We start from the raw sequence: 22805 nt of genomic DNA on the forward strand, positions 1-22805 counted from the left end.
TCCTTCTGGTCTGGGTGGTTGGATTTCTGCTTCACTGGAACTTTGTTGATGACCGATCAAGGTGAACACACATGTAAGCCCAATGAAAGCAACGTAAACCATGAATAATGACTTTTTCATCCCGACTCCCCCTTTCTGTCACAAATTGCAGAATTAAGTGAATGACTCCCCTCTGCAATCAGATTGTACCTCATCTTTTTTTGCGTCGCCTACCTCTTTATCACGTTCGTTAGGGGTTAGCCAGAGTGTCTTCGTTGTTTTCAATACACTAAATTCATACATGTCGGACCACACGAATACCATGATTCAAAAGTCGGAAGGGGTGTTGCCATGGGCCACGATCAAATCCTGAAAACACACGACTGCGTTTCTGGTAAAACTTATGTTCTTCACCCAAGCAAACAGACTACGGAAGCAGACATCACAAATATTCACAACCTAATTGCAAAACTTCTCGTAGATGACTATTTGGATACTCACCAAAATTTTCAAGAAAGTACAAATACCACAACCTGAGCGGTTGTGGTATTACATTTTCTAAATGAGTTGCCAGAGACCGATACTCTCTTGCTCAACTTTTTTACCATTTTTAACCATTAATTGCAAAAGATCATACCATTCAGCGTACTCAGGGCTTTCTAATAAATCGATCAGCTTTTTCTCGTACTCTTTCCCAAAAGAGATTCCCGATTCGAGTAGCGATTCGTAGATCTTAACATCCATGAGATAGGGTCGTAGTCTTGGGAAGAAAGTATTCTTCATAAAATTGAAAATGCGCACACCGCCAAAATCAAGATCTCCCCAATGGTACACAGGAATCTCTTCAGGAATCTCTAATAAGTAATCCGATATTTTCCCCAACAGCTTTTGTAACGAACGATGTGGGAATCCTCCCGTGTAAATAACCAGAGTTGACTCCAGTTCTCTCTGCTCTACTGCCTTTACCAACATATAATAACTTGTCAAGTTCTCCACACAAATAATGCGTTTTGTTTCAATACCGACAACCTTGAGAAACTTTATCGATTCATTCGTAATCCCTATTCCACCAGCAAAGTGACCAAGATCAACCAGAGAGTCGTCTATCTCAATTTGCAAAGCCCCAGCGATCATAGACAGTTTAGCATGCTCGACAATACCCAAACTATCTAGATACTCCTCATCAGTATCGTAGAAAACTCCCCCAAATTTTTTATATACGCTCAACACTCTCTTCTCTACTATTTGTTCAAATCGTTTAGAGTCAAGAAGAACTTGTTGACTAAAGATACGTTTTGGCAAGTAGTCGTTTATCTCTGGTAATGCTAGCAAGATTTTTACAAGATCCTCATTCACTTCAGGATCATCAATGTCACAGCCAACCGGTATCCGAAATTGATCAATATGCTTCACAGCATGCGCAAACCAGTTTCGAACCCACTCCCACGAATGTGAGGAGAGAGGTGCAATCTGATTGCGGAGCACCTCCAATTTCTCCTTTTTTGGTGTTAACCTCGACATTCGAAATGCTTCGTCTAAACGATCTAGGTTTAAATAAACCTTTTGCGCTTCCTCTCCTTCACGAAACTTTGTCCACTGCACCTTAATTAGGTCCTCTGCGAGCAAGTTGAAAAGTGCTTCATTGAAAAACTCTTTTTTACGATAGTCCATCTCGTCATTGTAGTCATCGTAAAACGGACTTCTTGCAATCGTGAACTGAGGCCGTGTATTGCTCTTAACACCCTTGCGCACCGTTAAACTTCGATCATGCTTGCTTAAGAGAAAAGAGAGTATCTTGGATTGGTACTCCTGTACTGTCGTCATCTTCTTCGTTCACCTCAATAGTCTCTACCGTCCGTTCCATACGTTCGATGATATCGACAAAACATCTATATTCTTGTCGATGAACAATCAGTGTAGTGCTGACCTCCGGTGCCATATGCGCCATTTTTTCATCTGGGACAGCGGCGATCATTTGTATCCCCATTCGTTTGATCAGCCTAAGTGCCTGCTGTATTCGTGCTTCGTCCATTTTATTGAACGCTTCATCAAATACGACTAAACGCATTGTCTTCTCTGAGTACAAGAGATTAAAAGAAGCTAGGATTGCAATGTAGAACGGGGTTTGTGTTTCACCACCCGATTTTTCACGTAAAACTTTTGAGAACAAGAATGTCTCACCATGCGAAGTAATCTCGATATCGAAATCAAGATACCTGCGATAATCAGTGAACTCCTCATGTTCGCCAATCGCACCTCGTGCAACCTTTTCAAACAGTTCATGTAGGTAATTGACCTTCTCTTCGTCATGTAAATCAAAGAGTGAGCCTTTTTCAATCATCATAGGGTCCATGATGATATCATAATACTTCTTATACAGGTCGCTCGGTACGACCTTGAACTCGTATACATCAGAGTGGAAGGGGAAATTCTTGAGTGCATAATTAAGACGACCAAATTCACGTTTCGCCATGTCAATCGCTTCACGCAATTTGAAAACGAAATGCGATTGGAACTCCTCTTCCGACTGACGGAGAGCTATTTCTAATTGCTCTTTGTATTTCGGTATATCTACATCAGAAATTCGGTTCAGCAATTCATTATAAGCAGTGTTCGATTGCGACTGTGTATCTTGGTTGTAAGTATATGTGATATTGTACAGTTGTCTTTTTTGTATCACTTGTTGAAACCGATTCTCAAGCATGCTTATATTACCCGCTTTGTTTCTTGACCAATCTTCGGTCTTCTTGGTTGTTGGTACATCCTGACTCTCAAGCTCTTTGAGCTTGGCTTGTCCTCGTGGGATCAACTCTATGGAGTACTCTGATTTCCAGTGTTCGAAGTATTCCATCGATTCGCGCACTGCGTTCTTTTTTGTTAGCAGGATTACTCGCTTTGAGTCAAGATCATTTTCATACTTCCCCTTTTGTTTAGTTAAAGCTGTAATTTGCTTGCCAAGTTCACTGAGATCATTCTTCCACTTCTCATATTCCTCCTTCAGACGAATAACCTCTTTAATATCTAAGTTACTCAATTCCGCTTTTTTTGTGGTCAGATCTGCCCGTTTCTTTTGAATCTCTAAAGGAAGATTCAGATGGTCGGCTATTTTGTGATACTGAGATTTCTTGTCCGCTACTCGTAGAACCCACTTTGTCAACCTCACTTTTCGTTGGGTTGCTTGCTCAATCTTTTGCGAATTCTCGTTGAGCTCGTTGCGCTTGATCTCAAGTAATCGAACAATAGCCTGTGCTCCAATGAATGGAACTTCGTATACTTTTTTAGGAATTTGTCGGGCAACAAGGTTATGATAGGACATACACGATTCTGTGATTGCAACACGGTGGTTGCGCAAGTCCTGCTCGTTCTTGGCCTTCATGACTTGTCCTAACAAGTGATCAATACGCGCACGAATAACAGGATTGTCTGCACTTAACTCTTGAGCTAATGAGCCTGCTGAGAATTGCCCTAAATACTTCTGCTCTTTTTGAGTATCAACGAGCCCAACTCCCTCAAGCTGATGTCTCCACTTTTCCTTTTCGTAAATAGACAATGCTTCAGCGAACACTTGCGGCTCGACCAACAAATCAAATCGTTGAGTGTTCAGATAGCCCTCAAGTGCATTGCGCCACCTTTCTTCAACAACTTCCATTTCTTCACACAGAATCCAAACGGATGACCGCTCTTGTAACTGTTGTTGCAATACCAATCTCAAGCGTTCAACAGAAGGAGGGTATGGGCGTTTCTTATTCTCAAGATTTTTCACTTCAACTTCTAACTCAGTTTTTTTCCGTTGTAATTCTGATATATTGTCTTCAATTCTCCCCAATGATTTGGTGAAGCGCAAATGCAAACCTGAAAGGAATTCTCCGATCTCAGTCAGTTTCTGACTTGAATGTTCAAGATCCGTTTCAATCCAAGTGGGACTTTCAGGTTCCTCTAATAGTTCAGCTAAGCAATCGGTTGCTCCCCAAAGATAATCAATCTCCTCATCTGTCCAAACGTTCGTATCAATCTCGCTTTCTGCCAAGTCTTCCAGCAGTCGACGTTCTTCGATGATTCGGTCTTGTAGTGTCTGGAATAGGCGCGTTTCAACGTTTATTTCTTCCGCAAGTTTTTTTATCGCGTTTTTTAACTCCTCTTGCTTTTTATGATGTTCGTGGCTCTGCCATGCTTGGTATGCTTCATTTGTTTTTTGTTGAGCATTATCCTGATCACTTTGTGCCCTTTGTACCTGCTCGTCGATCAATTCAAGATCCTTTTGGAGAGACTCTACGATTGATTCAAGCTGATTACGGTTCTCAACTTGTTCCTGGTGTTTAAGAGATCGGATGACATATTCTTGAACAGCAATCGTATCCTTTAGTTTTTGATACTGATCAAATTCATCATGAATTTGTTGCAGCATCCCCTGCCGAATTTGAAGGTCTTCAAGTTCGCGTTGATAGCGTTCATGAATTCGGAAGTTCTCTTTCATAACATCCAGTTGCAACTCTTTTTTATCCAAGATGTAGTCATATACAAAATTACGGACATTATTAATTGGCTTGAAAGATAATGCCTTGGTGAACACAGAGAAAAATCGGTCAGGCACTTGTCCCATTTTGTGCAAGAGCATCTTCTGATATGTCCCTTTGTGATGCTCAAATTTTGCAGATTTGTACCTTCCAACGCAAAATCGTCTAAACTCATCACGATTTCTCAAGTGTCCCGGCTCGTTCACCACATTCAAATCATCTACTCCTACATCTTGGATAATGAAGTAATACTCGTCCCATTTATCGTCCCGATACACATCAATCACAACACCAACAACAAACCTTTCTTTCTTCCTAGCATCCTCAAATTCAGCTGCAATATAGGTTGAAAAATCACCATCTCGAACATAAGTCTGTTCATTCGTTCCTTTTTTCCCCCGTAAATAGCTGATCAATGAACGTGTTGCATCCTCATGGGCAGCTGGGTTGAACTTAATTTGGCGTTGGTCAGCAACGACTAGAACCTGCAAAGCATCGATGATCGTTGACTTACCGGCAGCGTTACGTCCAGAGATCAAAGTCTGCCTACCAAATTCGAGTGTTTCATCTTGAAAGTAATGCCAATTAATCAATCTTAGCTTCTTCATCCACTTCATCAAGCGTCTCCCCCTCTTCAAAATTGTATCTTTTGAGCATCTCTTCCACTGTTGAAAGTTGTTTATTATCAATAGCATGCAACAGTGTATGAAACAAATGGAATTTACTGTCGTCTGACGTTACATCTGTGCTCAATGAATCAATCAGCTGGTATCTCTTGAACATTGAAACCATCTGTTTTAGTAGGGTCTGCTTTACAAATGGGAGACGGAAAGTTTCATACTTGCTTCGAATGTCATGCAACGTAATCAGAGGATGATCACTTAACGAAAGACTTTGCCGTTTTTCCTGATAGAGCAAGCGCAGCACTAATAAAAAGATACTCTCGTCACGCTTCAAGTGTCGTCGATGATCTGCTTTTGGGGATATAACAGCAATGCACTCGTTACGATCATCCAACACGAAGTTCCATCCTAGAAATTTAAAGTAGCTTTCGAGTGCATCCTTATGCCGCTTAGCTAACAGATACTTGTCTCGGTCGACCTCTTTTCGTAAAAAATTTACACCAAGAAGTTGGTTAATCAGTTCCTTGATTTTCTCCTGTTCTAAATCACTGAGCCCATGAAACATTTGCGCCTCACTCCCCGCCATTGCTATGAACAATCTGCCGATCATAAAAACGATAATTTCCAACTACGAGGATTCGGTCATCAGCACTTCGTTCCAGTCGAAAACCAACCGTTTCATCATAGCCATACAGGTACGTAAAAGCCAGGAGTAAGAACTCTTCCAGCGTAGATGGAGCCAGTTCTTCTAATCTCATCTGCTTTCGATTTCCTAATTTGCTAAAGACGTATTTTTGGACTTTTTCCCGTGTGATTGTCTTTTCTAAGCGAGCCAAGTTTTCTTCTCTAATTTTCTTTCTTAACTCATCAGACAACGGGACAACGACATACTCGTCAGGACTATGAGGGGCTCGCTTGGTTCGGGGGGTCAGCAAAGACTGCTCGGATATGAAATTTAGTTCTATCAAGCGAAAAAGAGATTGGGGTACATTGAATGAGGTATCCTCTTGTATTTGCTCAGAAATCCACTGTAGATAGTTGCTTAGCTGTTGATCGATTCCGTGGCTGTGCTGACCTAAATAACGTGCACGTTCGAACGACGCTCTTAGGAATTGATTATGGCGTAGGTCGATCTGATAAAACATTTCATCGAGCCCGCTATATACTTCTTCTATATTCAGCAATGCCCCCCGAATGACGCGCTCCGCCTCTTCCCGTGTTTGATACAGTTCGCTTTTCAAACCATCTGTGATTGTATCTTCGATTCGATCTCGATCAAGTAGCCATTTCTGGACATTATCCAGAATCCTACTTCGATATCTTGCTACATGATCAGAGGTTTTAAGGCGATGATAGCTCATATCGACCACCTTCGTTTTATACTCTGAGAAGTGATGTTCTAATACGTCTTGAATCGTCTCTTTACTGAGTACTTGCTCCATGTGATGTTTCATGTTATTGATCAGAACTCGAAGCTCATCCAAAAGGCTCATGGTCATCTTCTCTGCTTCCAATAACGCCACACACGGGCGCACACTCGCTTCCTCCCCAGCCAATAATTGATAGGTTGAAAATGTGAATCGTTGATACTCGATCGTCTTACCCTCGCACAAATCTTTCAATACAGCCAAGATACGACTAGAATAGTGAGGAAGGACGATATACTGTTGGAACTGATCTCGTGATTCAACATCAATCCATTCTTGTTCTCGCAGCCTTCTCAACAGTGCATTTGCCTTAAACCGAGAGAGCTCTTCTGAGGTACTGCTTTCGTGCTGCGAACGAAGTGATGGTTGATCCTCTTCCTCATCCTCGTATGCTAAACCTAGTAGCTCCTGCGTTTCAATCAGCTCTTGCAAAAGGTCCCTCATGGTTTCATACTGAATGCCAAAACGATTTTTTTGATATTCCTCATACAGCAGAAGAAGAGCCTCAGCGTATAAGTATTTGTTTTTCCTCGAAAGCAGTGAAAAGAAATTTTCAGGTACGACTTCGAACAGCCTCATAAAAAGTCCACCTTTGATTTGATTTTATCAGCCGTAATCGTGAACAGGCGAAGTGATGTGTAAACACTTCGCCTTAGATCCAATACTTGTTAATAAATCAGTAAGAACGATCTAAGTAAACGAAGCAAAATCATGATGGCACGATTTAGAACATGCGTTGTACGTTGTTGACCACTATTAGGACTATTTCCTACTGTGCATTTGCAGCAACATACCGCTTGAAGATTGACTGTAATTAGAATACGTTCAACTGATTTATTCTTTGCATCCATTGAAATACCTCCTTTCATCACATAGTATGAATTTCGCACAGAAAAGGTTAGCGAAGTTACTGCAAGAAAAAACTAATTGGACACAAAGAGACCATAGCCAAATAGCTATGGTCAATTCTTTAGGTATAACCATGTCACCATCTATTCATCACCTGTTGCCACTGCAAAAAAGCGCATGTTACTCCGCATCCTCCACGGTCGACAGCACCAGATAGTCCAACCCGTGCTCCCGAAACGTTCCCGCCTCGATATACGCCTCCTCGGGCAGCCGATTCAGCTGTGCGGTAAACTCGTCGCGCAGCTTGGCGACGTCGATCCCTTGATACTGAGGCGGCAGGGCGGCCAGCACGCCAAAGCAAAACCCGTACAGCTTGCGAAACCCGTTCATATATCCTTGATTCAGCTTGAACTGCGCGGTCGCCACCTGCACCATCGCCTTATAGAACGACTTGAGCGGCTCCTGCGCTTCCGCCTTCCACGCCTCTTCGAACAGCTCATGGCATTCGAAAAAATCGCGCGTCTCGTTAAAGTGCCGCACATATTCCTTGGTGATCTCGTTCATAAGTCGGCCCTCCTTTGCCCATACTATCCTCTATCTGCTAAAACGAGAGGTGTTCGATCATGCGGCTCGCCGTCGTCCACAACTATCTGCGCGAAACAGAAAACGGCAACGTGCTCACCCTCTATCTATCGAAAAACTCCGATGTGGAAATTGCCGAAGAGCTGGGCCGGATGGAAAACCCGCTCGACGACCGCTATCTGTATGCCTATATCAAGCGCAACTTTCCTGACACGCCGATCAACCTCGTGCAGATCGTGGGGAGCGATCATCAAATCAGAACGCTGTCCTACATGAGCATCCTCGCCGGCGTCAGGCCATAGCGCGCTTCGCTTCGTCCGTTTTCGATTCTATTATAGCAAAAGGGAAGGAGGCTCATGACCCCCTTCCCTTTTGCTTCACCAGTTTCCCTCTCCGTTTTTCGATCTAAGAGACGCGCATGAGAACCTGAATCGCTTCATGGCGGCAGACGAACGCTTTTCCACCGATCCAGTAGAGGTCGAGCCCCGATGCGGCGAAGAGCTCTCGCAGCTTGCGATAGCTGATCCCGAATTCCTTGGCCAGATCGACGATCCGGGTCAGCCCGTCCATCGCCACCCCTTTCAGCCTTGCATAGAACGATTTCAGCACATCCTCATGCGTCATCTCTCATCCCTCCGCTTCAAAATTTACCTCTTTGCTCTACAGTATGCCCAAACCTATCATTTTTAGAACTGCAACCTGATAGATAATATTCTTTTCTTTTCCAAACGCAACTTTCGTCGACTTCTGCCCGTCTGCTGAATATAGATAGAGGCGAGACATCGTGCAGGCGTGGGAGGAGGATTTTCGATGCAATCATCGTGGGGGTATGGATTGTACCTGCTGCTCTACACCATCTTTTGGAGCGCACTGTCTGTCATCGCCTATCGGATCTTGGTGCTCGACGGAATCCTGCAGGTGCAGACGGGGCACTATTTCTTCACGACCGGACTGCTGCTGCTCGTCTGCGGAGCGGTTCGCGCCCTGTCGCCAGTCGTCCGTCAGACCAAAGAGAGCTGCCCCATCGTCGGCTCCTTCTATCTGACCGGCATCCTGCTGATCTTGTACGCCAACCTCGCATAAAAAACTCCCCCGATCATCTGCAGATGACAGGAGGAGTTTTCTTCTGACTTCGATTCATCTTCTCTCGAACTATCGGACCGCTTCCAAGAACCGTTTTGCCGTCTCTTTTCCCTTGCTGCCGACGACCTCCACCGGGCCGACACAGGATGGACAGCCCTGCTCACAGGGGCAGTTGCCCAGCATGTCGAGCGCGGTGCGGATCACTTCGCGTCGCACTTGGTAGCATTTATCTGCCAACCCGATGCCGCCCGGATAAGCATCGTACAGAAAGACGGTCGGCGCTTTCGTATTCATCGCCCGCACCTGCGGCTGGACATGCAAATCTCCTGGTGCGCACATCAGGTAGAGCGGCGCCACCCCTTTTAACAGGTTGGCCGTGCCGACAAGTCCACCTTCGATCTCCTCTTTGCTCAGCTCCCGCGTAAGCAGCTCGTCAAACGTCAGCCAATAGGACATCGTGTGCAGCTCCGCCTCGGGGAGATGAATCTTGCCAAATCCGAGATTTTCGTGCGTGTCAAACTTGATCTTCTTATAGATGGTCGGCATCGCGTTGACCATCACCTCGCCATAGCCGTGGCGCACCGCCTCTTCGCGCTCTTCCCGCAGCTCGTCCAACACCCGCAGGTTGACCGCCAACTCCGCATCGGTGTAGTAGTCGCAGTCCACTTTCCGAACGAACGCTTTGCCATACTCAAGGTCGAGCTTCTCCACCTGAAACTGAACCCCTTCGTGAATATAGATCGCCTTCTCATGCAAGGTGGTCAGCGCGGAGAAGCGATCCGTCTCCCCGATCACGCGGTTTTGCTCCGTCATGTCGATGATCAGGACGTTCTCCTGCGCCGCCGAGCGCAGCGAGATGTCATGGCTGGGCATCGCATCGTTCATCCAGTAGTACCGCTGATCTTGCGCCTTGTTCAGCACTCGCTCTTCGACCAGATAGTCGAGGATCTCCGGCGTGGTCGCGACGCCAAACTGCTCGTCCGATTCGAAGGGAAGCTCATAGGCTGCGCACTTCAGGTGATCGACCAGGATGATCAGATTTTCCGGATGCACCCACGCGTGCTCCGGCGAGCCTTCAAAAAAGTATTCGGGATGCTGGACGATATACTGATCGAGCGGTGCGGAGGAGGCGACCATGATCGTGACCGACTTGCCGTGCCGCCGTCCCGCGCGGCCTGCCTGCTGCCAGACGGAGGCGATCGTGCCCGGATAGCCGGTGATCACGCACGCTTCGAGGCTGCCGATGTCGATGCCCAGCTCCAGCGCGTTGGTCGAGACCACGCCGCGCACCTCTCCTTCGCGCAAGCCCCGCTCGATCGCCCGCCGCTCGGTCGGCAGATAGCCGCCGCGATAGCCGCGCACCGCCTGATGGGGCACGACGCCAGCTGTCGATTCCTTCAGATAGGTCAGCATCACCTCCACCTGCGTGCGCGCCTTGGTGAAAACGATCGTCTGCACGTCGCGCTTGAGCAGCTGTGTGGCGATCTTGCGCGATTCGAGCAACGAGCTGCGGCGGATGCCGAGCTGCTGGTTGACCACCGGCGGGTTGTAGAACAGAAAATGCTTTTCGCCGCGCGGCGCACCCGAGCGGTCGATCAGTTCAAACTCTTCGCCAAACAGCTCGACCGCAAGCTCCCGCGGGTTGGCGATCGTCGCCGAGCAGCAGATGAACTGCGGATCGGAGCCGTAAAACTTGCAGATGCGCTTCAGACGGCGGATCACGTTCGCCACATGCGAACCGAACACGCCGCGGTACATGTGGATCTCGTCGATCACCACATACTTCAAGTTTTCAAACAGCTTGACCCACTTCGTATGGTGCGGCAAGATCCCCGAGTGCAGCATGTCCGGGTTGGTGACGACGATGTGACCCGCCTGCCTGATCGCCTGTCGAGCGGTGACCGGCGTGTCGCCATCGTAGGTGAACGTCTTGATCTCCTGTTCCAGATGTTCGACCATCTCGTGCAGCTCTTTCATCTGATCTTGGGAAAGCGCTTTGGTCGGGAACAGATAGAGCGCCCGCGCCTCGTTGTCGTGGAGCAGGTGATGTAGGACGGGCAGGTTGTAGCAGAGCGTTTTGCCAGAGGCGGTAGGGGTGACGACCACGATGTTCTTCCCCGCCTGCACCTGCGTAAACGCTACCGCCTGATGGGTGTACAGCTTGCGGATGCCCTTCTTCTGCAAGCCTGCTCGAATCTGCTCGTCCATCGCCGCAGGAAACTCCGCATACTCCGCTTCCTGGCCGGGGTAGACGCGCCAATGGGTTATATTTTGAAGAAAGGAAGGGGTGCGCTTCCACTCTTCCAGCAATAGATCGATCGACAAACTTCATCATCCCTTCAAGAGAACAGATGTTCCGTAACTTGTGAACAGTTCGTCAAGCGTGCGGGAAAATCCTTTTGTTTCGTAGCCGATTCCAAAGATTTACTAATAATCGACCCCGCTTGGGATACTCGGTGGTAGCGAATCGATCGCCCCCTGAGACAAAAAAGTGCTAGCCTTCACTCATGGTCTTTGTAGATATAGAAAATACACCTGGTTAGGTCGCCGTACATGGTCGACATCCCCGCAAACGATTGGGTACTTACTAACTCGTCATCAGTAAATAGATTCCGGTAAAAAAGAGTATGATGTATGTGATGATTTTGAAAACCGTCTGGTTGATCCACCTAAATAACAGTTGTCCAAGCAAGATCCCCAGCAAGAGCACAGGAAGCGCAATTCCAGCCGAGATCCAAGTCTCTTTCGTGGTACCGTCAAATAAAATTTGCATGATCAAGCTTACTGAGTAGACAAAGAGATAGTAAGCGAGAGTGGTACTGCGCAGCGTCTCCTTTTTAATCCCGACTCCTGCAAAATAAAGCAGCAAAGGAGGCCCAGGCACTCCGATACTTGTTGTTAATAGCCCTGAGAATCCTCCGGTTAGATGATCCCTTGCCTCTGTTTGTTGAATCGTGAGTCTTAACACTAGGAGCACTGTCAAAATAAGCACAAGGCTGCCGACCACAAATTTTAGCCACTGAACATCCACATAGAGGTAAACGAAGATACCCAGAACCAACCCGATGACACTACCTTTTACCAGTCTAGCTAAGAGAGCCGTATCGATCTCCCTTCGTATTTTATAAATCATGAAAACAGAGAGCCAGAGTGACAAGATAATATTGATTTGAATCGCCGTGTGAGCAGGGTAAATCATGAACAAAAATGGAGTACCGATAATCGAAAAGCCATATCCAGTGCTCGCTTGTAGCAACGCAGCCACAAAGACAATCAAGAGCAGCATGATCCAATCCTCCATCATGCACATCACCCCCCACCGATTTCCTATATCCACTAATTATATCGTACTTCACTTTAGAAGGCAGCGCGCCGTCCAGCTACGGTATGGCGATAAACTCAACAAGCATAACCGACTTTTGATAAGTACAACTGCTGAACAAGACTGTCGATCAAATCTTCAAGTTTGAGTCAATATGGTAGCGGACAATGGAGTCACCTATGTCTGATGATAAACAGAAATGACCCGCAAGAAGGTCACTTTTTTCAAAGTGTCCATCTTGCGGGTCACAGTTCAAGTTCCGCATATCAAGGAGTTTTTCCTATGTCAGCTTTACAGGGGGCACTTCGCTCAAGAAAGCTAGCCTTTCTAAGAGGGCCAGCCTTTCTACCGTTCTTTCATCCGTCGCTCGCTTGGCATTCCCCGCACGTCCGACGACTAAGCTCTGTTTCCACCCCGATGCCTTCTGTTCACAAAAAACAGCGTGATCAGCACGCAGACGCCGAGCCAAGAGGCGACCCCGAGCAGGCGGTAGGTGGTGAAGATGTCATACTTGTCGGCGATCACACCCCCGACCATCGTCCAGGTCATCGCGCCCAAGCCGTGCCCGACCGCCGAGTAGACGCCGATCGCCGTGAACTGAACCTCCTTCGGCGTCACCTCGCGGATGAACTGCGCCGAAGCGGGCAGATAGAGCCCGACGGAGATCCCCTGCACGAACAGCAGCCACATCACCAAGGTTGACGACGGCTCTGTGCTGTAGAAGATCCAGCGCAGCGACGACACGGTCGCCGCCAAGATCAGCACGGGGATCATGCCATATTTGCGAATCAGCTTGCCGGCGATAAACATCAGCGGCGCCTCGCTGCCCGCTGCGATCAGGAAGGACAGGCCGACGCCCGCCACCGTTCCGCCGATCGCCGTGAAAAAGAAGCCGTACAGCGCGTTGTTCGCCTGAATCACGCCGAAGACCAAAAAGGTCGAGGACATCAGCAGCAGATAGCGCGGGATGAACACCAGCTTCCTCAGCCCCTGCAACATGTTGCCGCCCAGATGGGTCTGCTCCTGAGGCAGCCCGCGCGTGAGCAGAACGCAGGCGATCATCGCGCCCGCATAGAGATAGAAGATGACCGACAGATCGGTGCGCTCGGCGATCAGCCCCGCGCCCCAAGAGGCGACAGCAAAACCGATCGCGCCCCACAGGCGCAGCGATCCGTAATCGCCGCCGTTGCGCTGCGTGTAGGACAGCGAGATCGAGTCGAGAATCGGCACGCCGGAGGAGTGAAACAGCGCCATGCCGGCAAACAGGATCAGATAGAGCGGATACGTATCGCTAAACGTATAGACCAGACCGATCGTCGCCGCGGCGATCAAAGTGCTGATCAGCACTTTGCGCTGCGCGTGGTAGCGATCGCAGATCATCCCCCAGATCGGCTGAAAGATGACGGTGACGACCGGGCCGACCGCCATCACCGAAGAGGCTTGCTGCTTGCTCAAGCCTTTGCTCTCCAAATAGAGCGGCAGCATCGTGTAGAGCGCGCCAAACGCGATAAAAAAGAAAAAATAATAGCTTCCGAGCAGTTTCATCTTGCTCTTGGCCGCACCTAGTGCCTGTTGGTGGAGTACCAGAATCTAACACCCTTTCTGTTGTGCTATAATAGAGTGGAGTCGGGAAAGGAGTGTCCCTCCAATGTCAGAGAAAGATCATTCGCATGACCACGCGCATCACAGCCATGCGGAAGCGAAGCACAGATTTTTGGAGCGCTTGAAAGGACAGGGTTTCAAATTGACCGGCAAGCGTCAAATGATCGTCAGCATCCTGCTGGCAGAGGATCGCTACATCTCCGCCAAAGAGCTGTTGGAGCAGATGCAAAAAACGTTTCCTCGCCTCTCCTTCGACACGGTGTACCGCAACTTGCACCTGCTGAAAGTGGAAGGCTTGATCGAAGAATCGACCTTCGGCGACGGAGGCAGCAAATATCGCATCGCCTGTGACACGCACGATCATCATCACCACTACATCTGCACGCTGTGCGGCAAGACGGAGTTGGTGGAGGGCTGTCCGATGGACATGCTCGGCATCACCGCACCCCAAGGCTTCAAAATCGAATCACATCGCTTTGAAATCTTCGGTCAGTGCGCAGATTGTCATCCCGTTTGATCGGCGCGCCGAACACCGTCAAGCACAGCTTCGATCAGTTCTGGCGCGCCGCCGAGCGGCTCTGTCACATGAAGATTCACTTCCGAGTCGCCAAGCGCTTCCCGCACGAGCCGAAGCGCTTTTTTGCATAAAAAGCCGTCCGACAAAAAGAATGGAACCACGAAAAGGTCTGTCAGCTTCTGCGCTGCACAGACCTTTGCTGCTTCTTGGATCGAAGGTGCTATGTAGGCAAGGTAGCCGACTTCCACCGTCTGCATGCCCGTCGTCGTTCGCAAAAAGTGAACCAACTTCCGCATCTCAACTTCTGCTTCCGGCACGTTGCTCCCGTGCGCGACGAGCAAAATCCCCACTGTGGTCATCTGCGCTACCTCCTTTCGCCATCCCTTCCCCCCATCTTACTCCTTTTTGTTCCCCAGTTCCACAAATCTGTGTTTGAGCGCGTAGATCGCCGCCTGCGTCCGATCTTCCACACCGAGCTTGGCCAGAATGTTGCTCACATGCGTCTTCACCGTCTTGATGCCGATGAAGAGCGCCTCGCCGATCTGCTGATTGGTCAGACCTTTAGCGAGCAGGCGCAACACCTCACCCTCCCGCTCGGTCAGCGTGTCGAACAGCGTCTCCGCTTGCACTTTCGGCTTTTGCAAGGCGGCGAGCATCTTCGTTGCAACCTGCGGCTCCAACACCGTCTCCCCCGCCCACACTTTGCGGATCGAAGCGACCAGCTCCGCGCCCAGCACCGTCTTCAGAAGATATCCAGACGCGCCCGCCTCAAGCGCAGGCATCACCTTGTCATCCTCCACAAACGAGGTGAGCACCAGCACTTTTGTGGCTGGGCATGCTCGCAACACCTCGCGCGTCGCCATGATGCCGTCCATGCCCGGCATCACCAGATCCATCAGCACGAGGTCCGGCTTGAGCGCCAAGACCTGCTCGACCGCTCGCTCACCCGAATTCGCCTCGCCGATCACCTCGATGTCCAACTCGGTGAGCAGATAGGTGCGGATTCCCTGCCGCACCATGTCATGATCATCGACCAGCAAGATTCGGATTCTCTTTTCCATCCGCTTCCCCCTCCCTTTCGCTCAACATGTTCACGCTCACCCGCACCTCGGTCCCCGTGTCGAGCGAGGAGCGCACCGAACATCGCCCGCCGACCTCCTCGGCGCGCTCTCTGATCGACCGCAAGCCGTACGATCCGTCCCGCATCGTGTTCGGGTCGAATCCCACCCCATCATCGCGCACGATCAGCGTGACCTGCTCCCCTTCTCGGAGCAGTCGCACTTGCAACAGCTTGGCAGACGCGTGGCGCACCACGTTGGAGATCGCCTCCTGTACCACGCGGAACAGATGGGACTCCAGCCGGTCGCTCAGCGGAGCGACACTCGTCACATCGAGATCATAGCGAATCCCGTGGCGCGGGCAGACATCATGTAAAAATTGCTCCAGCGCTTCCCCGAGCGATCTGCCTTCCAGCTCGACCGGGCGAAGCTGCAAGAGGAGCGCTCTCATCTGCGCCTGCGCTTTTGCGGCCATCTCCTCCGTCTGCTCCACCAGCGGGCGGGCGCGCTCCACATCGAGCGCGAGCAGCTTGTTCGCCGCACCGGCCGTCATGCCGAGCGCAAACAGCTGCTGGGAGACGGAGTCGTGCAACTCCCGCGAGAGCCGAGCTCGCTCTTCCATCGCCGCCACGTTTGCCGACTGCTGAAAGAGCTGTTCATTCTTTTTGACCAGCTGTTCCAGGGCGATCTTCTGCTCTTCCAGCCGCTCCGCCATCCGGTTGAGCGAGGTGGCCAACTCCTCCATCTCATCGTCCACCTCCTCGACGCCGATGCGATGCCCGAGCCGTCCGTTCGCCCACAGAAGCGTCGCTTCGTGCATCGTTTGCACCCGTCTCCGAAACGACCGCGACTCGACAAACCCGGTAATGCCTCCGACCAGCAAGGCGGAGAGCAGGCCGGACACCACCAGGATCGCGACCAGCCCTTCCGACCAGATCTCCTGCGGCAGGAGAGCATGCTTTGTCAACAGCCCTCCGAGCAGCACGCCGAAGATCACCAGCCCTGAGAAAACGGCAAGCGCCGCCGCCGATGTGCGCACAAAGGCGAACAGCATCGACCAGCGGACACTCCGAAAGCGTTGCTCAAACTCGTTGGACATTGAGATCACCGATCTTCACTTCGATCAGCAGGCGCACCTTCCGCTCCGCATCCTGATAGCCTTCGCTCTGGTAGAACAGGGCGCCGCTTCCGTTGCTCGATCGATCGAACAGCGTGACAGAGCCGATTTTACAGTGCGCTTCGATCGAGACGGCCAGCCCTTCCGGCAACCGGACATCCACATCGCCCATCTTGCACTCCACCTCAAGCACCGTCTCCCCTTCTGGAATCGGCGTCTCGCTGAGATCCATGCGGATCGAACCGATCTTCTGCTCGATGAACGAATCCCGCAGCGGCCAGTTTGGCCCGCCGACGAACAGGTCGCCAATCTTGCTCTTGATCGTCGATGTTCTGTGGCGCCCGCCTTCATGAGTCGAGCCCCACATCTCCTCTCCCCAATCGCCATCGCGAATGATCGAGATCCTGCCGCGTGGGCGTCGCCCAAACAGCAGCGATACGCCGAGCAGAACCAGAACGCCCGGGATGATCCACGACGAGAACGAAGCGATCCCCAGGAAGTCGAGCAACAGCACCCCGCCGAGCAGAATCAGCATCAGCGGGAAGACCCGCAATCCTTTTCGTCTGCGCCGAAAGCCGGAGATCACGCCATCCAGCCCCCAGAGGATCAAGAACAGCGGCCACAAGGTGGAAAAAGAATCCCCGATCGAGTGGATGTCAAACAAACCGAAGTTGGGCACCAAGAGCATAAAAGCTACTAACAGAAGTGCGATACCGCCAACTTTACTTCTCACACAGCTCGTCCCCTCTCATCTCTAGTTCAAGTATATGCCAGGTAAAGGCTTACTTCCATTCCTTATATTTTTATTTTATATCGGTCGAGGTGAAACTGCGCCGACCCGCAGACCGTCTTTCTCTCCGTCTGGAGGCGGAGAGGAAAAATGACCGATGTAAACGTTTTCAAATAGTTTCAACGAAATTTGTGTTGTCAATCCGATTTTCTGGTGATACGATTACAGCAAATCCACAATCCGAAAACGCTACGAAGGAATTGTCCGCCACTTCATGTTTCAGAGAGCCGGTGGTCGCTGTGAACCGGCACATGGGTGATGTGACAGAGCATTCCTGAGCGCTTTTCCTGAACGCCGCTTGACCTTGACGAGGCAGGCAGGTCAGTAGGGAATGACGGTTGGCTCCGTTATCGGCCGAGGTTTCAGCTGGCAACACCGTTGCGGCTGCGACCTGCTGAGGCAGCAACGCGCGAGCTTGCTGCGAACAAGGGTGGAACCACGAAGGATCTGTAATCCTCTCGTCCCTTTCTGCACATCATAGACAGAGCTATGAGCAGGTGCGGAAAGGGATGGGAGGATTTTTTGCTGTTCATAAAAACAACGGTCGATGAGGAGATGAACGAGATGTTTCAAGAGCAAATGATGTTGCGCATCCCAGGTCCTACCCCGATTCCTCCCCAGGTGGAGCGAGCGATGAACCGCCCGATGATCGGACACCGCAGCGGCGAGTTTTCTCGCCTGTTCGCAGAGACTGCCACCCGCTTGAAGCGCGTGTTTCAAACGGAGCAGGACGTGCTGGTATTAGCAGGCTCTGGCACAGCAGGCCTAGAAGCTGCGGTCAGCAACGTGATCTCGCCTGGCGACAAAGTGATCGTGCTGGTCGGGGGGAATTTTGGCGAGCGGTTTGTGAAGATCGGCGAGGCGTACGGCGCGACCGTGCTGCGGGTCGAAGCCAGATGGGGGGAGCAGATCGACCCGGAGCTGGTCGCGCTGACGCTCGCCGAACATCCTGATACGAAAGCGGTGTTCGCAACACACTGCGAGACCTCCACCGGCGTGTTGCATCCGATCGAGGAGATCGCCCGCCGCGTACGCGCGACAGACGCCCTGCTGATCGTCGATGCGGTCTCTTCGCTCGGTGCGGTCGAGCTGCCGATGGACGAGTGGGGGATCGACATCGTCGTCACCGGCTCCCAGAAGGCGTTGATGCTCCCGCCTGGGTTGACCTTCCTCGCGTTGAGCGCACGAGCGTGGCAGGCGGTGGAGGAAAGTCGTGCTCCGCGTTTTTACTTCGATCTTCGCGCCTACCGCAAGCAGCTGCAGGCGAACACCACGCCCTACACCGCCCCGGTCACCTTGATCTTCGCGCTGGCCGAAGTGCTGACGCTGTTCGAAGCGGAAGGGCTGACTGCGATCTATGACCGCCACCTGCTCTTGCAGGCGATGACGCGAAGCGCCATCCGTGCGCTCGGGCTGCCGCTGTTCACCAGTGAGGCGGCAGCATCGCCAACCGTCACGTCGGTCGGACCTTGTGAGTTCGATGTGGAGGCGTTCCGCAAAACGCTTCGCAACGACTGCAACCTCGCCATCGCCGGCGGGCAACAGCATCTGAAAGGTCAGATCTTTCGCATCGGTCACATGGGCTATTGCTCGCCTGCCGATCTGTTGCAAGCGATCGCACTGCTGGAGATCGGCCTGATCAGAAGCGGTGTGCAGGTCGAGCTCGGACAAGGCGTGCGCGCTGCGCAAGCGGTTTGGTTGGAACAAAAGGAGGTCGTACATCATGGCTAACTTTCGCGTGCTGGTCAGCGATCCGATCTCCGAACAGGGCCTTGCCTCGCTGCTCGAAGCGGAGGAGGTGACGGTCGACATCCGCACCGACCTCACCCCCGACACGCTGTTGCAAGTGATCGGCAGCTATGACGCACTGCTCGTGCGCTCGCAGACGAAGGTGACCGCAGAGGTGATTCAGGCGGGCGTCAACCTGCGCGCCATCGGACGGGCCGGCGTCGGCGTGGACAACATCGACGTCACGGCCGCCACACAGCGCGGCGTGATCGTGATCAACGCGCCGGACGGCAATACGATCTCCACCTGTGAGCATACGTTTGCGATGCTGCTCTCGTTGGCGCGCAAGATCCCGCAAGCGCATGGGCGGTTAAAAGCGGGCGATTGGGACAGAAAATCGTTTGTCGGCGTCGAGTTGAACGGCAAGACGCTCGGAATCTTAGGCTTTGGGCGCATCGGGTCAGAAGTGGCCAAACGGGCGCTCGCCTTCAACATGCGGGTGTTGGCCTACGACCCGTTCTTAACTCGCGAGCGCGCCGAAAAGCTCGGCGTGATCATGTCCAGCATCGAGGAGATCGTCGAGGGTGCCGATTTTATCACCGTGCACACCCCGCTGATCAAAGAGACGAAACATCTGCTCTCCAGCGAGCAGTTCGCGCGGATGAAACCGGGCGTTCGCGTGCTCAACTGTGCGCGCGGCGGCATCATCGACGAAGCGGCGCTGGTGGAGGCGGTGCAGAGCGGCAAAGTGGCGGGCGCTGCGCTCGACGTGTTCGAAGTGGAGCCGGCGACGCTCGCCAATCGGCTGGTACAGCTGGACGAAGTGATCATCACCCCGCATCTCGGCGCTTCGACCGAAGAGGCGCAGATCAACGTGGCGATCGACGTCGGGCGGGAACTGCTGCACATCCTGCGCGACCAGTCGTTTAAAAATGCGGTCAACTTGCCGTCCCTGTCTGATGAAGCGATGCGCACGATCTCACCTTATGTGACCCTGGCAGAAAAGGCGGGTCGCCTCGCCGCCTCGCTTGCGACCGGGTCGATCCAAAAGATCGAGATGATCTACGCGGGCAAGCTGGCCGACAAGCAGACAGACCCTTTGACCCGCTCGATCCTCAAAGGGCTGCTCGGCTACCATCACGGCGAAGAGGTCAACTATGTCAACGCGCCGTTTCTCGCCGAGCAACACCGCATCCGCCTGACCGAGACGAAAACGTCTCGTCACGACCTTTACGCCGATCTGCTGCAAGTGAACGTGCACACCGAGACGAGCTCCGTCACGATCGCCGGAACGCTGATCGCCGACCTCGGCCCGCGCATCGTGCAGATCGACGACTTCAAAGTGGATCTCGCCCCTGAAGGCACACTGCTGATGACGGAGCACCTCGACCAGCCGGGCATGATCGGAAAGGTGGGCACGCTGCTCGGCGGCGCAAACGTCAACATCGCTTCGATGCAGGTCGCCCGCCGTCAAGTCGGAGGGCTCGCGCTGATGATCCTGACGGTCGATAAAGTTCTCGACGCGGACACGCTCGCGAGGATCGAATCGATCGAGGGCATTCACCGCGTGCGAGAAGTGACAATTTAAATAGGAAGAGAGAGCGGCTCGCAACTTGAGCCGCCCTTTCCTATTTGGTACGCCAATTGATCTTTTTGGTGATCAGGACGGTGAAGCAGAGCGCATATCCGACCAGGATCAACAGATTCCAGCCGACAGACGCATCATATCCGCTGAGCAACAGCGTGCGCGCCGCTTCTGCGATATAGGTGGTGGGAAAGAGATAGGAGATCCACTGCAGAAAAGCGGGCAGCTGGTCGAGCGTGACCATCACCGGGGACAGGAAGGAGAGAAACATCAGCAGCACTTGCCCCATCATGTTGGCCAGCTGTTGGTTTTTCGCCCAGAAGCCGATCATCGTGCCGAACGCGGAACAGACGTAGATCGCCAGCAGAAACATCGGCAGCAGCCACCAACTGTAGTGAAAATCGACCTGATAGACCAACGCCCCGAGCACGGCCATCACAGCGACCGAGGGAATCGTGTTCAGCAATCCTCTGAACAGGACGGCGATGATAAAGGATAGCTTGTGGATCGGCAGTGATAGATAGTAGGTAAAATGGCCTTGCTCTTTTTGCCAAGCGATGTTTTGCGACATCACGTTCACCCCGGTCAGGATCACCGCGAAGATCATATTCCCCGCAATCGCTTGTACGATATATTCTGGAGTCGGATTCGGATTTAAAAATTTCATAAAGAGCAGCGTCGTCAGCGGGAAGATGCTGGCCAGCACCACCACCCACATCCAGGACTCGCGCAGTTCTAACATCTGCATCCAACACATGGTTGCCACTTCGCTCACCTTGCGCTTCCAAGCGGGAATCCCCTCTCGCTTGATCACCGACTGCGGCAGTACCCTTTGTTGCTCCATCGCTTCCATCATCGTCGCTTTCATCTTAGATCGAACCTTCCTTTCCACCCAGCGTGAAATACACATCCTCTAAGCTCGGCGGCACGAGTCGATATTCTTCACATGCCTCCCCCGCCTGCGAGAGGACAGTCTGCAACGCTTCTCCTGCACGATCCTTCTCCATGAACAGGCGCAGTTTTTGCTCGGCCGGGCGGTCGATCGTTCCGTAGCTGGCGAGCATGTCTGCCAGCCGATCGCCCGCGTGCGACTGAACGGTCAACTCCAGACGCAACCGGCTGTCCACCTGCTGTTTGAGCTTCCTGACCGTGTCATAGGCGAGCAGTTTGCCATGATCGATCACCGCCACTTTGTCCACCACCTGTTCCGCCTCCAACACGTTGTGCGTCACCAGCAGGATCGTCGTGCCCTCGCGGCGGTTTTTTTCTGCCAACAGATCCCACAGTTGACGCCTGCGCTCCGGGTCGAGCTCGTTGGTCGGCTCGTCGAGGATCAGCACGGGCAGTTCGCCGATCAATACGGTCGCAAAGCCGACCATCCGCTGCTGCCCGCCCGACATTTTGCGAATCTCCCGCTTGCGGACTTCGCCGAGATCTAGCTGCTCGATCAGTCGGTCCGTCTCCCGCTTGGCAGCCGCCCGCGACATCCCGCGCAGGCGCCCGGTGCAGTAGATCGCCTCATACCCGGTCAGCGCATCGAGCGCAGCCGGCCGCTGGGCGTAGTAGCCGACATACTGCGGGATCAGATCTGCCCGCTTCACCACATCGACTCCGAACAGCCGAATCTCGCCCGCAGTTGGGCTGACATGCCCGACCATCTGCTTGATCAGCGTCGACTTGCCGGCACCGTTCGGGCCGAGCACCCCGACCACCTCTCCTTGTGCGACCGAGAACGAGATCTCTTCGTTCGCCACCTTTTTGTTCTCGTATACTTTCGTCAGCCCGACGACCTCATACACGTTGTTCACCATCATCTGTCTCCCCCTCCAGCGCTTTGCACTTGATGGTTTTATTGTAAGAAGAATCCAGTGCAACTGCGCCGACCTCGGGACCGTTTTTCATTCCGTCCGCAGGCGGAGGGGCATCTACGACCTCCTGATGATCGCAGGCGGTCGATTGGCTGAATTTTCACCTACCGCTTTGATCGAGATCGCCTTTCGACAACGCAAAAAAGGCTGTCGACAAGATG

20 protein-coding genes are annotated in these 22805 nt (G+C 52.0%); 5 read left to right on the forward strand and 15 right to left on the reverse strand.

What is annotated here, in order from left to right:
• Nucleotides 1-537 precede the first annotated feature (537 nt).
• The 5 genes from ACFSOY_RS18940 to ACFSOY_RS18960 all read right to left on the reverse strand — a co-directional run bounded on the left by ACFSOY_RS18940 (nucleotide 538) and on the right by ACFSOY_RS18960 (nucleotide 7956).
• Nucleotides 538-1803: a Wadjet anti-phage system protein JetD domain-containing protein gene (locus ACFSOY_RS18940; protein WP_386049361.1), complete on the reverse strand. Its 1266-nt coding sequence runs from the start codon at nucleotides 1801-1803 to the stop codon at nucleotides 538-540.
• Nucleotides 1745-5110, reverse strand: a complete 3366-nt coding sequence (locus ACFSOY_RS18945) for an ATP-binding protein (protein ID WP_386049363.1) — start codon at nucleotides 5108-5110, stop codon at nucleotides 1745-1747. The genes ACFSOY_RS18940 and ACFSOY_RS18945 overlap by 59 nt, the downstream gene beginning before the upstream one ends.
• Complete coding sequence (locus ACFSOY_RS18950) at nucleotides 5079-5726, reverse strand: DUF4194 domain-containing protein (RefSeq protein ID WP_386049365.1); 648 nt, start codon at nucleotides 5724-5726, stop codon at nucleotides 5079-5081. The genes ACFSOY_RS18945 and ACFSOY_RS18950 overlap by 32 nt, the downstream gene beginning before the upstream one ends.
• On the reverse strand, nucleotides 5689-7122 hold the full coding sequence (locus tag ACFSOY_RS18955; protein ID WP_386049367.1) for a Wadjet anti-phage system protein JetA family protein: 1434 nt from the start codon (nucleotides 7120-7122) through the stop codon (nucleotides 5689-5691). The genes ACFSOY_RS18950 and ACFSOY_RS18955 overlap by 38 nt, the downstream gene beginning before the upstream one ends.
• A 450-nt stretch (nucleotides 7123-7572) precedes the next feature.
• Complete coding sequence (locus ACFSOY_RS18960; protein ID WP_386049369.1) at nucleotides 7573-7956, reverse strand: DUF309 domain-containing protein; 384 nt, start codon at nucleotides 7954-7956, stop codon at nucleotides 7573-7575.
• A gap of 59 nt (nucleotides 7957-8015) precedes the next feature.
• Between ACFSOY_RS18960 and ACFSOY_RS18965 the strand changes: the two genes are divergently transcribed.
• Nucleotides 8016-8276: a hypothetical protein gene (locus ACFSOY_RS18965; RefSeq protein WP_386049370.1), complete on the forward strand. Its 261-nt coding sequence runs from the start codon at nucleotides 8016-8018 to the stop codon at nucleotides 8274-8276.
• Between the two features lie 103 nt (nucleotides 8277-8379).
• Here ACFSOY_RS18965 and ACFSOY_RS18970 read toward each other — a convergent pair whose 3' ends face one another.
• Nucleotides 8380-8598: a hypothetical protein gene (locus tag ACFSOY_RS18970; RefSeq protein ID WP_386049372.1), complete on the reverse strand. Its 219-nt coding sequence runs from the start codon at nucleotides 8596-8598 to the stop codon at nucleotides 8380-8382.
• Nucleotides 8599-8784: 186 nt separating this feature from the next.
• On the opposite strand from ACFSOY_RS18970, the gene ACFSOY_RS18975 reads away from it, so the two are divergent.
• Nucleotides 8785-9057: a hypothetical protein gene (locus ACFSOY_RS18975; protein WP_386049374.1), complete on the forward strand. Its 273-nt coding sequence runs from the start codon at nucleotides 8785-8787 to the stop codon at nucleotides 9055-9057.
• A 69-nt stretch (nucleotides 9058-9126) separates the two neighbouring features.
• On the opposite strand, the gene ACFSOY_RS18980 is transcribed toward ACFSOY_RS18975, so the two are convergent.
• The 3 genes from ACFSOY_RS18980 to ACFSOY_RS18990 all read right to left on the reverse strand — a co-directional run bounded on the left by ACFSOY_RS18980 (nucleotide 9127) and on the right by ACFSOY_RS18990 (nucleotide 13924).
• Nucleotides 9127-11382: a DEAD/DEAH box helicase gene (locus tag ACFSOY_RS18980; RefSeq protein WP_386049376.1), complete on the reverse strand. Its 2256-nt coding sequence runs from the start codon at nucleotides 11380-11382 to the stop codon at nucleotides 9127-9129.
• Between the two features lie 262 nt (nucleotides 11383-11644).
• Entirely contained in the window at nucleotides 11645-12358 is a 714-nt protein-coding gene (locus ACFSOY_RS18985; protein WP_386049518.1) for a sulfite exporter TauE/SafE family protein, read from the reverse strand.
• Between the two features lie 417 nt (nucleotides 12359-12775).
• Nucleotides 12776-13924 (reverse strand): MFS transporter, encoded by a 1149-nt coding sequence (locus tag ACFSOY_RS18990; RefSeq protein ID WP_386049377.1) that lies wholly within the window; start codon nucleotides 13922-13924, stop codon nucleotides 12776-12778.
• Between the two features lie 103 nt (nucleotides 13925-14027).
• Here ACFSOY_RS18990 and ACFSOY_RS18995 point away from each other — a divergent pair, with 103 nt between their 5' ends.
• A complete protein-coding gene (locus tag ACFSOY_RS18995; protein WP_386049379.1) occupies nucleotides 14028-14498 on the forward strand; it encodes a Fur family transcriptional regulator in 471 nt (156 codons plus the stop codon).
• On the opposite strand, the gene ACFSOY_RS19000 is transcribed toward ACFSOY_RS18995, so the two are convergent.
• Genes ACFSOY_RS19000 through liaF form a run of 4 tightly spaced genes read right to left on the reverse strand, consistent with a single transcriptional unit; the run spans nucleotide 14486 to nucleotide 17406 of the window.
• Nucleotides 14486-14857 carry a CbiX/SirB N-terminal domain-containing protein gene (locus ACFSOY_RS19000; RefSeq protein WP_386049381.1) on the reverse strand — a complete coding sequence of 124 codons (372 nt, stop codon included), beginning with the start codon at nucleotides 14855-14857 and terminating at the stop codon, nucleotides 14486-14488. The two genes, ACFSOY_RS18995 and ACFSOY_RS19000, sit on opposite strands and share 13 nt — an antisense overlap.
• A gap of 36 nt (nucleotides 14858-14893) precedes the next feature.
• Nucleotides 14894-15559, reverse strand: a complete 666-nt coding sequence (locus ACFSOY_RS19005) for a response regulator (RefSeq protein ID WP_386049382.1) — start codon at nucleotides 15557-15559, stop codon at nucleotides 14894-14896.
• The gene (locus tag ACFSOY_RS19010; RefSeq protein ID WP_386049384.1) at nucleotides 15525-16655 is read right to left on the reverse strand and encodes a sensor histidine kinase; all 1131 of its coding nucleotides are present in this window, start codon (nucleotides 16653-16655) and stop codon (nucleotides 15525-15527) included. Before ACFSOY_RS19010 ends, ACFSOY_RS19005 begins: the two co-directional genes overlap by 35 nt.
• Nucleotides 16639-17406 carry a cell wall-active antibiotics response protein LiaF gene (gene liaF / locus ACFSOY_RS19015; protein WP_386049386.1) on the reverse strand — a complete coding sequence of 256 codons (768 nt, stop codon included), beginning with the start codon at nucleotides 17404-17406 and terminating at the stop codon, nucleotides 16639-16641. Before liaF ends, ACFSOY_RS19010 begins: the two co-directional genes overlap by 17 nt.
• A gap of 621 nt (nucleotides 17407-18027) precedes the next feature.
• Here liaF and ACFSOY_RS19020 point away from each other — a divergent pair.
• Together ACFSOY_RS19020 and serA are read left to right on the forward strand one after the other, a co-directional pair.
• Nucleotides 18028-19194, forward strand: a complete 1167-nt coding sequence (locus ACFSOY_RS19020) for a pyridoxal-phosphate-dependent aminotransferase family protein (protein ID WP_386049388.1) — start codon at nucleotides 18028-18030, stop codon at nucleotides 19192-19194.
• Nucleotides 19187-20779, forward strand: coding sequence for a phosphoglycerate dehydrogenase (gene serA / locus ACFSOY_RS19025; RefSeq protein WP_386049389.1), 1593 nt, complete (start codon nucleotides 19187-19189; stop codon nucleotides 20777-20779). The genes ACFSOY_RS19020 and serA overlap by 8 nt, the downstream gene beginning before the upstream one ends.
• Nucleotides 20780-20819: 40 nt before the next feature.
• Here the strand turns inward: serA and ACFSOY_RS19030 are convergent, their stop codons facing one another.
• Together ACFSOY_RS19030 and ACFSOY_RS19035 are read right to left on the reverse strand one after the other, a co-directional pair.
• Nucleotides 20820-21644 (reverse strand): ABC transporter permease, encoded by an 825-nt coding sequence (locus tag ACFSOY_RS19030; protein WP_386049391.1) that lies wholly within the window; start codon nucleotides 21642-21644, stop codon nucleotides 20820-20822.
• A 1-nt stretch (nucleotide 21645) separates the two neighbouring features.
• Nucleotides 21646-22590, reverse strand: coding sequence for an ABC transporter ATP-binding protein (locus ACFSOY_RS19035; RefSeq protein ID WP_386049393.1), 945 nt, complete (start codon nucleotides 22588-22590; stop codon nucleotides 21646-21648).
• Between the last annotated feature and the right edge of the window lie 215 nt (nucleotides 22591-22805).

This window comes from Tumebacillus lipolyticus (assembly GCF_042682745.1).
GTDB classification, from domain to species: domain Bacteria; phylum Bacillota; class Bacilli; order Tumebacillales; family Tumebacillaceae; genus Tumebacillus_A; species Tumebacillus_A lipolyticus.

Bases quoted from the DNA above. Each gene is read 5' to 3' on its own strand.
- ACFSOY_RS18940 (WP_386049361.1), bottom strand. From the start codon at position 1,803: ATGACGACAGTACAGGAGTACCAATCCAAGATACTCTCTTTTCTCTTA.
- ACFSOY_RS18945 (WP_386049363.1), bottom strand. From the start codon at position 5,110: ATGAAGTGGATGAAGAAGCTAAGATTGATTAATTGGCATTACTTTCAA.
- ACFSOY_RS18950 (WP_386049365.1), bottom strand. From the start codon at position 5,726: ATGATCGGCAGATTGTTCATAGCAATGGCGGGGAGTGAGGCGCAAATG.
- ACFSOY_RS18955 (WP_386049367.1), bottom strand. From the start codon at position 7,122: ATGAGGCTGTTCGAAGTCGTACCTGAAAATTTCTTTTCACTGCTTTCG.
- ACFSOY_RS18960 (WP_386049369.1), bottom strand. From the start codon at position 7,956: ATGAACGAGATCACCAAGGAATATGTGCGGCACTTTAACGAGACGCGC.
- ACFSOY_RS18965 (WP_386049370.1), top strand. From the start codon at position 8,016: ATGCGGCTCGCCGTCGTCCACAACTATCTGCGCGAAACAGAAAACGGC.
- ACFSOY_RS18970 (WP_386049372.1), bottom strand. From the start codon at position 8,598: ATGACGCATGAGGATGTGCTGAAATCGTTCTATGCAAGGCTGAAAGGG.
- ACFSOY_RS18975 (WP_386049374.1), top strand. From the start codon at position 8,785: ATGCAATCATCGTGGGGGTATGGATTGTACCTGCTGCTCTACACCATC.
- ACFSOY_RS18985 (WP_386049518.1), bottom strand. From the start codon at position 12,358: ATGGAGGATTGGATCATGCTGCTCTTGATTGTCTTTGTGGCTGCGTTG.
- ACFSOY_RS18990 (WP_386049377.1), bottom strand. From the start codon at position 13,924: ATGAAACTGCTCGGAAGCTATTATTTTTTCTTTTTTATCGCGTTTGGC.
- ACFSOY_RS18995 (WP_386049379.1), top strand. From the start codon at position 14,028: ATGTCAGAGAAAGATCATTCGCATGACCACGCGCATCACAGCCATGCG.
- ACFSOY_RS19000 (WP_386049381.1), bottom strand. From the start codon at position 14,857: ATGACCACAGTGGGGATTTTGCTCGTCGCGCACGGGAGCAACGTGCCG.
- ACFSOY_RS19005 (WP_386049382.1), bottom strand. From the start codon at position 15,559: ATGGAAAAGAGAATCCGAATCTTGCTGGTCGATGATCATGACATGGTG.
- ACFSOY_RS19010 (WP_386049384.1), bottom strand. From the start codon at position 16,655: ATGTCCAACGAGTTTGAGCAACGCTTTCGGAGTGTCCGCTGGTCGATG.
- ACFSOY_RS19020 (WP_386049388.1), top strand. From the start codon at position 18,028: ATGTTTCAAGAGCAAATGATGTTGCGCATCCCAGGTCCTACCCCGATT.
- serA (WP_386049389.1), top strand. From the start codon at position 19,187: ATGGCTAACTTTCGCGTGCTGGTCAGCGATCCGATCTCCGAACAGGGC.
- ACFSOY_RS19030 (WP_386049391.1), bottom strand. From the start codon at position 21,644: ATGAAAGCGACGATGATGGAAGCGATGGAGCAACAAAGGGTACTGCCG.
- ACFSOY_RS19035 (WP_386049393.1), bottom strand. From the start codon at position 22,590: ATGATGGTGAACAACGTGTATGAGGTCGTCGGGCTGACGAAAGTATAC.